The organism is Thermorhabdus hydrogeniformans (genome assembly GCF_049310025.1).
In the GTDB taxonomy this organism is placed as follows: domain Bacteria; phylum Bacillota; class Thermosediminibacteria; order Thermosediminibacterales; family Tepidanaerobacteraceae; genus JBJYKD01.
Map to the genome: position 1 here is coordinate 1 of NZ_JBJYKD010000299.1, position 233 is coordinate 233.

The 233-nt window shown below is 64.4% G+C and carries 1 protein-coding gene; it reads left to right on the forward strand.

Annotated features, from left to right (window positions below):
* Positions 1–233, forward strand: a 233-nt coding sequence (locus tag ACKX14_RS16510; protein ID WP_422449522.1) for a DUF4202 family protein, incomplete at both ends; no start/stop codon positions are given.

A 233-nucleotide genomic window follows, 5' to 3' on the forward strand; every position in this document is an offset into this window, starting at 1 on the left:
CCAATGCGGCCGATCCGACATTCATCGAGATCGACGGAGAACAGTGGCCGGCAGAGCAACTTTACGGCGAGCGCATGTCGGCCTGGCTCGACCGCTTTGCGCCGGAAGCCGGCGAGTTGGTGAAGATCGCGGTGCGCGCTCAGCATCTCGAGCGGTTCAAGTTGCCGCGCTCCGACTTTCCGATGGACCGCGCCGGCTATCATCGCTGGCGCAACGAGCAGAAGCGGCGCCAT